This is a genomic window from Nitrospirota bacterium (genome assembly GCA_040757335.1).
GTDB lineage: Bacteria > Nitrospirota > Nitrospiria > 2-01-FULL-66-17 > 2-01-FULL-66-17 > JBFLXB01.
In genome coordinates, this window is record JBFLXB010000034.1 from 29,518 (window position 1) to 40,825 (window position 11,308).

Annotated in this window: 2 protein-coding genes; both read left to right on the forward strand. The window is 67.9% G+C overall.

All coding sequences use genetic code 11. The features are described 5' to 3' along the window. Window positions 1–406 precede the first annotated feature (406 nt). Window positions 407–10,444, forward strand: a complete 10,038-nt coding sequence (locus AB1451_14795) for a carboxypeptidase regulatory-like domain-containing protein (GenBank protein ID MEW6684164.1) — start codon at window positions 407–409, stop codon at window positions 10,442–10,444. A gap of 78 nt (window positions 10,445–10,522) precedes the next feature. After that, a partial coding sequence (locus AB1451_14800; protein MEW6684165.1) for a hypothetical protein occupies window positions 10,523–11,308 on the forward strand: 786 nt, incomplete at its 3' end.

Here is an 11,308-nt window from a genome sequence, read left to right on the forward strand (position 1 = left end):
TATGATTCTGAAGGCCGGATATAGCGATGTTCAAATTATCTCCTGGCGAAGGTTGGACAATGTCGCCGCCTATCTCGATGGTCGCGCAAGATTGAAGGGAGGGTGCGAGGGCATGTTTTGTCCACCCAGACCGCATGGATTTCGGTTGCGCTTCGATAACGGGAAACCGATATTCGGCTTAAAACGCCTTCGGACTGCGCAGGACTGGTACGAGAATCGATCGGGGGCTGTGACCGCCGGTAATGTTATGGGACATCAGAAACCGTTGTTGCTTAGGGAACTCGCTGAAGACCATAGGCTTTTGGCACAGGCTCCGAATAATTCTGATCAATAGTAGAAAATGGGCAGACTTGACGGTAATCCATAAGGTAATCTGGTGAAATCCCGGCCTTGGCATAAGCTATTGGTGTTGACGGTACTGCTGGCCGGCCTCGCCACGCCCGCCTTCGCCCAGCAGCCATCTCCCTCCCTGGCCACGGTAGAGTTCTACCTGGTGGGGGGGCAGTTGGCGCCGCAGCCGGGTTACCAAGCTGTGCCCAAGAGCCTCACGACTCAGGTCGATGTCCCGTTTGTGCTGCCTGACCGGGTCACGTCCGCGGGTGTGACCTTTGCCGAACTGCAGCTTCTTCTTCCCCAAGACTTGATCGTCCGAGCCGAGTTGCGTGGGCCGGCGTTTGCCTCGCCCATACAGCTTTCGGCCTTGCCCAACCATCCGCTGGAACTGCCCACGTTGCCGGTGACCGGCATATATACCGTGGAGAATATTCGGATGGAGAGCGCGGGGCAGGTGGTGGCCGCGTCGCCGAACGTTGTCCAGGTGGAGTCGTTTGAGAAGGCGTTGGTCACCCAGGTCACCACCCGGCAGCTCACGGCGCAGGAGATCGCGGATCGCGGCATTGCCATTGATGCGAGCAACTTCAACGTGGTCAACTTCACGGCCGCGCTCTCGTTCCAATCCAGGCCGGTGCAACTGCAGATTCCCATTGCGGTGCCGGTCATCGGCCGCAGCGAAATCGAAGAACCGCCGCCCACCAACTTGGGCGATCTGGCGGCGGTGGTCCAGACCGGGCCGCAGGGGCAGCCCATCCCGGTGCTCAATCGCGATGAGGTCATCCCCAACCTGCAGATCCAGACCTTTCAGCTCGATAGCATCCAAGGCAGCGTGGACAAGGATCCGCAGTTCCCGCCGATCTCGGGCATCGTGGTCATCCCGGGGAGCATCGGGTACCTGCATCAGTTCTTCGAAGCCACCCTGCTCGTGACCAATGGCGCGCCGGCGTCCAGCGCGCTGTCGATCCGCGACGTGCAGGCCGCGATCGTGCTGCCGACCGGGTTGGACCGGATCGCAGGGACGGACGCGGCGCCGGGAGACGATCCCTTGCGCGCGGTGGGTACCACGGCCACAGGCGGAGTGCCGTTGCGCACGCTTCCGGTGAGGGCGCCGGGGCCGGATGGGCAGTTCGGCACGCCCGACGACGTGGAGGTGTTCGGGGCGCAGCAGACCGGACAGGTGGCGTTTACCCTGGAAGGGCTCAAGGAGGGGACGCACTCCATCGAGTTTGCGATCACTGCGACGCTGGAGGGGCTTCCGCGGGGACCGGTGCAGATTTCGGGCAAGGCCACGGGCGCGGTGCTGGTTCGCAACCCGAACTTCGCGATCACGCTCTCGCATCCCTCTACCGTGCGCGCGGGCGTGGAGTACACGCTGACCGCCACGGTGAGCAACACGTCGGATGTGGCCGCCAACCTGGTGCAGGTCACGCTCGACCCGCACGCGGTGAGCGGCGCGACGCTGCTCTCGGCGTCGACCGTGCAGATCCAGACCCTCGCGCCCCACACCGCGGGCACGGTGTCGTTCCGCTTGCGCTCGCAGGTGACGGGCAAGGTCACGGCCACGGTGTTCCCGACCGACGATCAGGTCAAGGGGAGCTTTATCCTGCGCGCGGGCGTGGGCGCCAACAACATTCCGCTCTCGCCGGACACCTTGGTCCTCTCCAGCTTCGCCGACTATCTGCCTGATCCGGTGCGCCTGGCAGCGGTGGGCTTTCTGGGCGAGGCCTACAGCGTGTCCACCGCGCCGGCCGGTTCCTTGCCCACAGGCATTGCGCGGATCGCGCGCAAGACGGTGCAGACCGGCGCGGCCAATGTCGGCGAGGGCGGCTTGCGGATCTTCTTGGGCGAAGCGCCGGAACAGTCGCTGCACACGCTGCTGTTGGACGTGTTGGGGAGCGATACGCCGGATCCTGCCCTCGACGGCCTGCGGAGGATCTCGCCGTTGGCCGAGGAATTGGCGGCTGCTGTGGGCGCGGAGCTGGCGCCCGCGGTGGCGGCACAGGGTGCGCTGGCGCTGCAGCGGGCGCTGGCCACGGGCGCGACGGATCGAGGGCCGTACTGGTCCATCATGACCGCGGGACTCGGCGGACCCGCGGCCGCGGTGCAGGTGCGCGACGCGTTCGGTCGGGTGCTGGGCGGCGAGACGACCGCGGATCCGGCCCCGGGGATTCCGTATGCCGAGCTGGTCCCGATCGGACCGCCGGATGCGCCCGACGCGGTGCTGGCGGTGCATTCCGCGCCAGCCAACGGGTCGTACCTGGTCGAATGGCGACCCACGGCCGACGGAGCGCTCGATCTTGGGATCGTCCTGCCCGGAGCCAACGGATTGGAGCAGGTGACCTTTGCCGGCGTCTCCGTCGCCGCGACCGACCGCCTGTTGCTGACGATCGCGATACCACGTACGGATCCTCCGACGATCGGGGTCGATCACGACGGCGACGGTGTGGCCGAGGTCACGCTGGCACCCACCGCGATCAGCGCCGTGCCCGACCCTGGGCCCATGCTGGAGGGCGCGGTCCAACTCTTTGACTTTGACGACACCAAGCTCGACAAATACGGCCGGCTGGTAGCGGTGCTGATGAGTAAGCGATTGGTCAAAGACCAGGCCCAGGCCCTGGCCACGTACGCGGTGGACGACAACGCCGTGCTCACCGCGCTGCTGCAACCCAGCGGCCGGGTCGTGTTCGTGGGGCTGCGCGACCCGATCGGCCCCTACATCGAGCGGCGCTTGACCGTCACGGGGTTGACCGACCGACGCGGCGTGGCCATGCAGCCCGCCTCGCAGTCGGCGATCATCCGTTCGACAGCGACCGAGCCCGGCGCCGTGGTCCAAGGCCGCGTGCTCACCGCAGACGGGCAACCCGTGACCACGGCGCGGATCTCCTTGGTCTACGCGGCCCAGTCGGGCAACCTCTTCGGCGACGTCAGCAACGTGCGGATCGGGACCAAACCGGTGGACGCGGACGGCGGCTACCACTACGACTACGCGAGCAGCCGGTTCAGCGAAGGGGGCACGGGCTTCCTCGTGCGCGCGGAAGATCCCGCCACCGGCCGGTTCGTGGAGCTCGCTACCCAAGAGCGGTTCGCGGGCCAGCGCATGACGCTGGACCTGATCTTCCCGGGGCAGGGCACGGTCACCGGCGTGGTGCGCGACGACCAAGGGCGGCTCCTGTCCGGCGCCGCGGTGACGGTACGCTCCACGGTGTCGGGCCTCGGGGCGCTGACCACGACCGATCCCTCGGGCCGCTACACGGTTGGGAACATTCCGGTCGGCAATGTCCTGGTGGCGGCAACCGCCTCCGGCGGCTACTACGGGGCGGTCAACGGCACCCTCACGGGGGACGGCGGGACCGCGGTGGTGGACGTGGTGCTCTTTCCCCCGCTGGCCAGGCCCGAAGGCCGGGTCATCGGGACCGTGTATGCCGACGACGGCATCACCCCGCTGGGCAATATCCCGGTGGTGGTCACCGTCGCCGCGGTCAGCTATCAGAACTTCGTCCGGACCGCTGCCGATGGCACGTTTGCGTTCGAGCGCGTGCCCACCGGCGGGTTGGTGGTGGAGGCGATCGACCCCGCCACCGGCAATCGCGCCCGGGCAGCCTCCACGCTGGCTGCGGGCGAGACCGCCAGCCTCACCGTCATCTTCAACGCGCTGGGGTCGATCTCAGGGACGGTGTACACGCAGTTCGGAGTGCCGGTCTCAGGCGCCCTGGTGGTGGCCAATGGCAAGAGCTTTGCCTTCACCGGCGCGGACGGCACGTACACGATCGCAGGGGTGCCGCTCGGCAGCGTGTCGGTCAGGGCGGAGGATTCGCAAGGCCGCACCGGGTCAGCCTCCACCAGCCTGAGCTTCCCAGGCCAGGCCGCCACCGCCGTCATCTATCTGACCAGCGGGCTGCGCGCGTCGATCGTGGGAACGGTCTACGAACGGGACGGCGTCACGGTCGCACCGAACCTTCCGGTCCGGGTCATCGTGGACATCGAGTACAACTGCCTGGCCGCGGCCTCCTGCCCCCCGACCTATAAGGTGCTGCAGACCACGACCGATGCCCAGGGCGGCTATCGCATCGACGGGATCCCGATTCCGCCGCGGGTGTCAACCGCGATCGCGGTCCGCGGCAGCAATGCCGAGGTCGGCAACGCCGCGTTTCGGTTGGTTTCCGAGGGCCAGGTGGTCAAGACCGATATCGTGCTCACCGGGCCCGGTACCGTGACCGGCACGGTGCGCGATCAAGGCTCGGCCAACCAGCCCACCGGCGCCAATGTGATCGTGCGCGGGGTGAAGCCCAACGAGGCCGGGCTGTTCGAGCAGCGGCTGATCGGCACCACGCAAGCCGACGCGCAGACCGGCCGGTTCTCGGTGGCTGGGGCCTGGCCGGGCGGCTTTTCGGTGGAAGCCTCCAACACCTTCCGCCCGAACCCGGCGCGGGCCTCCGGAGCGATCCGCTTCGCCGGCGACGTGCAGGACGTGACGCTCACCCTCATCCCCAACGCGGGCTCGATCAGCGGCGTGGTGAACAAGCCCGACGGCACGCCGGTCGGCGAAGGCGTCCAGGTACGCCTCACGCTCGCGGGCTCACCGGTCACGGTCACCACCGGACCCGATGGGCGGTTTCAGTTTGCGCCCATCTTGCCGGCCAGCACGTATCCGCTGACGGCAGAGGACCCGGTGTCTGGCCTCAGGGGCATCGGATCGGCGGTGGTGCAAGGCGGGCAGGATACCCCCGTGACATTGCGTCTGTTGGGTCTCGGCTCGGTGGTCGCGCAGGTCAGAAACGCGGACGGGTCGCCAACGAGCCAGGCCAGCGTCAATCTGCGGCGCACCAGCTTCCCGTACGATACGGCGTCGGCGACCCTCGGACCAGCCGACGGCGGCAACGTCGCCTTCTCCAATATCACCGAGGGGGATTTCTCGGTCGAGGCGGTTGATCCCAACGGCCTGGGAGCGCGCGCCTCGGGTCGCGTGCCGGGCGAGGGGCAGACGGCCACGGTGACGCTCACGCTCTCGCCCTCCGGCGTGGTCACGGGCCGTCTGCTGACGCCGGACGGTCGCACCCCGATCGGCAACGGCCAGATCCAGTTGACCCAGTACGGCCGTGCCATCGGCTTTCTGACCACGTCGACGGATCCGGCCACGCTCGGCGCGTACCGGTTCGAGCACGTCCCGCTGGGGCCGATCGTGGTGGAGGGGTTCGACCCCGTGACGTCGCGGCGCGGCAAGGGCTTTGGTCAGCTCGCATCCAACGGCCAGACGTTGGTGGTCGACGTCCTGCAAATCGCGCGTGGCACGGTCACCGGACGGGCGCTCTCGGCCGACGGGACGCGGCCCGTCGAGGGTGGAAAGATGACGCTCCAGGTCTCGGGCGTGTTCTCGGAGTCGTTCCAGGGACTCACCACCCCGGATGGCGGGTTTGCCTTCCCCGGGGTGCCGGCGGGCAACTTCACCGTGCGGTTGGAAGACCCGCTGACCGGGCTGACCGGGTCGGCCAGCGGCAAGGTGGTACTCGAGGGCGAGACCGTGACGACCGAGGTGCGGCTTGAACCCACCGGGACCGTGTCCGCGACCGTGGTCAAATTTGACGGAGTCACTCCGGCGAGCGGCGCCACCGTGGTGCTGCGAGGCCCGCGGACCACACACACGATCCAGGCCGATCCCGAGGGTCGAATCAGCCGGTCGCTCTCGCCGCTCGGTCACTACACCCTGACCGCCACATCCCCCAACGGGCTTGACGGCGGGACCGCGAACGCGGACCTTGCGACGGAGGGCCAGGTCGCGGACGTGCTGGTCCGCTTGAACGGTGTGGGGTCGGTCGAGGGCACGGTGTATGAGTCCGACGGTCTCACGCCTGCGGTGGGCGCGCTGGTCACGCTCGCCGTCCGGGGCGTGGTGTCCGCCAACTTCTCGTTCCAGACCGGCAGCGACGGGCGATACCTCTTTGCGAGCGTGCCGGCTGGGACCCTGTCCCTTTCGGTCAAGAGCCCGGACGGGCTGCTCGGGGGATCGGCGTCTGGAACGCTCGCGCGCGACGGCGAGACCGTGACCATCGACCTTTCGTACCAGGCCGCGGGGACGGTGATGGGTCAGGTGATCGCGCCGGACGGCGTGACCCCGTCGGCGGGCGCGATTCTCACGGTGCGGGTTGGCTCCATCACGCTCTCGATCGTCGCCGCCAATGACGGCCGGTTCACGGTGGAGTCGATCCCGCTGGGGACCGTATCCATCGACGTGATCGAAGCGTTTGGGCAGGGCGTGGCATACCGGACGCAGGCGTTGACGGCGAACGGCCAGGTGATCGACGTTGGGGCGATCGTCCTGGACAACGCGCCGATCCGCGTGGCGGAGGTGCAGCCGGTGGACGGCGCGGTGAACGTCGGGGTGACGGCCCCGCTGTCGATTGTCTTCAGCGAAGCGGCTGATCCGGCGACGATCACCACCAGCACGGTCCGGCTCTTCGAGGGCAGCACCACGCTGGGTCTCAGCCGCACGCTCTCCGCAGATCACACTCGCCTGACGCTCACGCCCACCCAGGCGCTGAAGGGCTCGACCCGCTACACCCTGGTCGTGACCACTGGCGTGCGGGACTTCGCGCGCCACCCCCTGCCGGTCGAGGTCCGCACCACGTTCGTGACGCTCGACAACGTTCCGCCCACCGTGGTCTCGATCTCGCCGGCCCACAACACGATCCAGGTGGATCCTAGCGCGGTGGTCCGCGTGGTCTTCTCCGAACCCGTGGATCCCGCGACGGTGTCACTGGCGCTCGCGCGCTCGGGGCTGTCGATTGCCGGGCGGGTGGACCTCGCGCAGAACAACACGGTCGCGATCTTCACGCCCGCGGACGTGCTGGCGACCAACGCCACGTACACCGCGAGCGTGTCGGGCGTCATCGACCTGGCCGGCAACGTGCTGGCCGCGCCCGTGAGCGCGACATTCGACACGCTGGACATTGTTCCGCCCACGGTCACGGGGTTGTCGCTGCCTTCCGGCGTGAGTCTGATCCGGGGCCGAACCGTGACCGCGACCGCAACCGTGGCGGACGGGGACGTGGCATCGGTGGAGTTCACGGTCGACGACCGGTTGGTCGCAACCGACACCGCGGCGCCGTTCGCCGCAGCCGTGTCGCTGACCCCGCTCTCCGGGGACACGCTCGTGCTCAAGGCGATTGCGGTGGACCGCGTGGGCAACCGGAGCGCACCCCTGTTCCTGTCCGTCACGGTCCTGCCGGATGAGCTGCCCAGCGCGACCATGAGTGCACCGACCACGGCGGAAGTCGGCGCCACGGTGTCGGTGACCGTGACCGCGCAGGACGATGTGGGGATCGCGAGCGTGAAGCTCGTGGCCTCGGGCGCCGCGACCAGCACCCAAACCCGGACCTTTGCGACCCAGAACCCGGTGAGTGCCACGTTCTCGTTGGCCGTCCCAGCGTCGGCTGCGCCTGGGACCGGGATTTCGCTGGTGGCGACCGCCACCGATTCCGCCGGTGGGACCGCGAATGCTTCAGCCTCCTTGACCGTGGTCGACACCAAGGCGCCCACGGTCACCATCACGGCTCCGACCACGACCCAGGTGGTGACCGGGTCAACCATCACCGTCACGGTGAACGCAGCGGATACCGTGGGCGTGAGCCGGATCGAGCTGGCTGCATCGGCCGGCACGATCACGTCGCCCAACCCGGTGATGGTCTCACCAGCAGCCACCACCGCGAGCGCCAGCTTCACCCTGGTGATCGATGCCGGCGTGCCGGTGGGCCAGGCGGTCACGCTCACGGCAAAGGCTGACGACACGTCTGGGAACCGCAGCGCAGGGACGACCAGGTCCTTGACCGTGGTGCCGGTTGTGCCGAGTTTGACGGCGATCGAAGCGGCGCCTGCGTCGGGGACAGCGGCCCAGGCAGCCCCGGCGACCAATCTGGGGCAGACGATCTCGATCGTGGGCTCGGATCTGCGCCCAGACGTTCGGGTGCGGTTCACGACCCGCACCGATACCGGCAACGCGAGCACCCAGGACGTGTCGGTGGTCGACGGGAGCGTGTCGGCTGATCAGACGCGCGCCCAGGTCGTGGTGCCGGCAGCGAGCGCCGTGGCCACGGGACCAGTGGTTCTGTACGATCCCGCGTCCGGGATGCTGTCGCAGAGCGTCCACTTGCAGGTCGTGCCAACGGTCACGATCTTGGATGCGCCGGTGTTTGCGCCGGAGCAGCCGATGACGATCAGGGGCTCAGGCTTTGCCGAGAACCGCGGCACCGTGGTCTTCCAGCCGGCGGCCGGCAACCCGGTGTCGGTTGTCGATGTCGCTGCGGAGATCGACGTCCAGGCGACCAACGGCGCCATGGTGCTGACGATCCCCAATGGAGCGGGCAGCGGCGACCTCGTCGTGACGACCGATGGTGGCAGCAGCGCACCGTTTGCGTTCGTGGTACCCACGCTGACCGCGCTGTCGGCGACCGCGGCGACCGGCACGCCAGCCGATCCCGCGCGACGCTCGGCCAATGTGGGCCAGACCGTGGGGGTGGTGGGCGAAGGGCTGAGCGGGACGGTCGCGCTGCGCGTGCCCACGTTGTCCGATACCAAGGTCGCAGGCACGCTCAACCTTCCGCTGACCCAGGTCTCCACCGACGGCGCGTCGGCCCAGGCGGTGCTGGATCCCCAAGGGTCCGTGACCACGGGTTCGGTCCGCCTCATCGATACGGCCACGGGTGTGGGATCGGCCGAGTCGGTCTGGCTGCAGATCGTGCCCACGCTCGATCCGCCGTCCGCTGCGACGTTCGGGACCGCGCAGCCGCTCACCCTGACCGGTAGCGGGCTCATTGAGGACGGTCTGACGCTGCACTTCCCCAAGGTCGGAGGCGGTGTCATCGATGTGGCGGATACGGGCGCCAACATGGATGTCACGAACAAGAACCGCGCAGTGAGTTTGCTGTCGCCCTCGGGTGTGGGGCCGGGATCGCTCACCGTGACCACGGCGGGGGGGACCAGCGCCCCGGTGACGATCGCTGGCTCATCCGCTGGGGCCTCGTCGCTAGCCATCAGCCCCAACCCGCTCTCGGTCGCGCCCGGCGGGACGGCCTCGATCACCGTGGGCGTGCCAACAGCCGACTCGTTCGATCGCACCGTCGCGTTGAGCACGGCAGACCCATCGGTCGCGACCGTGCCCGCGAGCGTGGTCCTGCCCGGCGGGACCACCCAGACCGCGGTGTTGGTCAGCGGCGTGGCTCAAGGGTCCACCACCCTGAGGGCTGATCTGAGCAATGCCGATGGCAGTGTGGTGAGCGCGAGCGCCCCGGTCTATGTCGCCCCGCCCTTTGCCGGCTCGGCGCTCGCATACACGGAGGTGGGGGTGTATGTGGAGGAGTTGGCGCCCGGGTCGTCTTCGGTCTCAATCCGGTCCGCGCCAGTGGGTGTCGTCCTTTCAGCACGCGACCCAGCCGGGGCCAGCAGCGTGCGGGCGGCGGACGTGGGCGTCACGCTCGTCCAGCCCGAGGGGACCAGCGCGGTCGCGGTGCTGGGACCGCCGGTGGGCCTGGCCGTGGCTGAAACCGTCACCGGAGTGTCCCACGCCACACTCGCCCAAGGTGAGTCCGTGACCTTCCGGGTGGTGGGGACGGACTTGAGTCGCGTCACCACGCTGGCGTTCGATCCACCCACCGGTCTCACCGTGGTCAATCCTCCGGTGATCGACGCGGATGGCCGCGGACTGTCCGCAACGGTCACGGTCTCGTCGACCGCGGCCGAGGGGCTGCGCAAGGTCCAGGTGCTGACCGCCACCGGCCCCATTCGCCCCGCTGTGCCCGAGGCGGCAACCGTGACCATCACCAAACCGGCTCCCGAGATCACCGCGGTCACGCCGGGAACGGCGATGCCTGGCGACACCATCACGCTGACCATTACCGGCCGACGATTGACCGGCGCGATCTCGGTCACGATTGCGCCCGCCACGGGTTTTACGGTGCAGAACCCTCCGGACGTGAGCCCGGATGGCACGCAGGCAACGGTCACGGTGACAGTCGATTCTTCGGTTGCGGCCGGTACGTATCGGGTGTCGATCTCCACGCCGGTCGGCAGTTCATCCGGCACAATGACCGAGGCGAACGATTTGGTGGTGACCGCACCGTAGAGGCAATCTATAGACGTGATTTTTGATGATCGCTTGGGCAAATCGGACAAACCTAGGATGGATGTGACGGAGGTTGTTATGAAGACGATGCGACGACTGGTTGGCGGCGCTCTCGGAGCGCTGATGGTTGGGTGGTTTCCGGGCCATGCCCTGGCCGCTCCGTTTGTGAGCGGCAGCACCGGCGCTGACGGCGTGTTTGCGCCGCAAACTTCGATGCAGGTTCAGCTCCCGGAGAGCGGCATGTTGAACTTCACCACCGTGAACATTCCGTCCGGAGTCACGGTGACGTTCAAGAAGAACTCCACCAATGCCCCGGTGACGATCTTGGCAACGGGCGACGTGATCATCAACGGGACCCTTGACGTGAGCGGTGCGGACGGAGCGTCGGTGGTGGACGCCATCTCGGCCGACGACACGCTGCCTGGTGTCGGAGGACCTGGCGGATTTGCCGGTGGTTTCGGAGCGAGTAAGTCTGTTCCTGGGAGTCTGGGAGGCGGTGGTCTGGGGCCTGGCGGAGGCAAGCCAGGGCCTGGGTATTTTGGCGGGAGCACCACGTTTGCAATGGGCGGCGGCGGGGGAGGATTCGGCGCGGATGGGACGGACTCGTCCGGAACCAGCGGCTTGAAAGGCTTGGCGTACGGCACGGCGTCGCTGTTGCCCATGATCGGTGGATCAGGCGGTGGAGGAGGCGCATCCACGGCTAGCTACAACGGAAGCGGCGGGGGCGGAGGTGGCGGCGCCGTGCTCATTGCCTCGTCGGGCAGCATCCAGGTAGCCGGTGCGATTCGCGCCAATGGCGGCAAAGGTGGCTACGCCTACTCGAACAACTGTGGTGGGAGTGCTGGCGGGGGCGGCGGGGGAAGC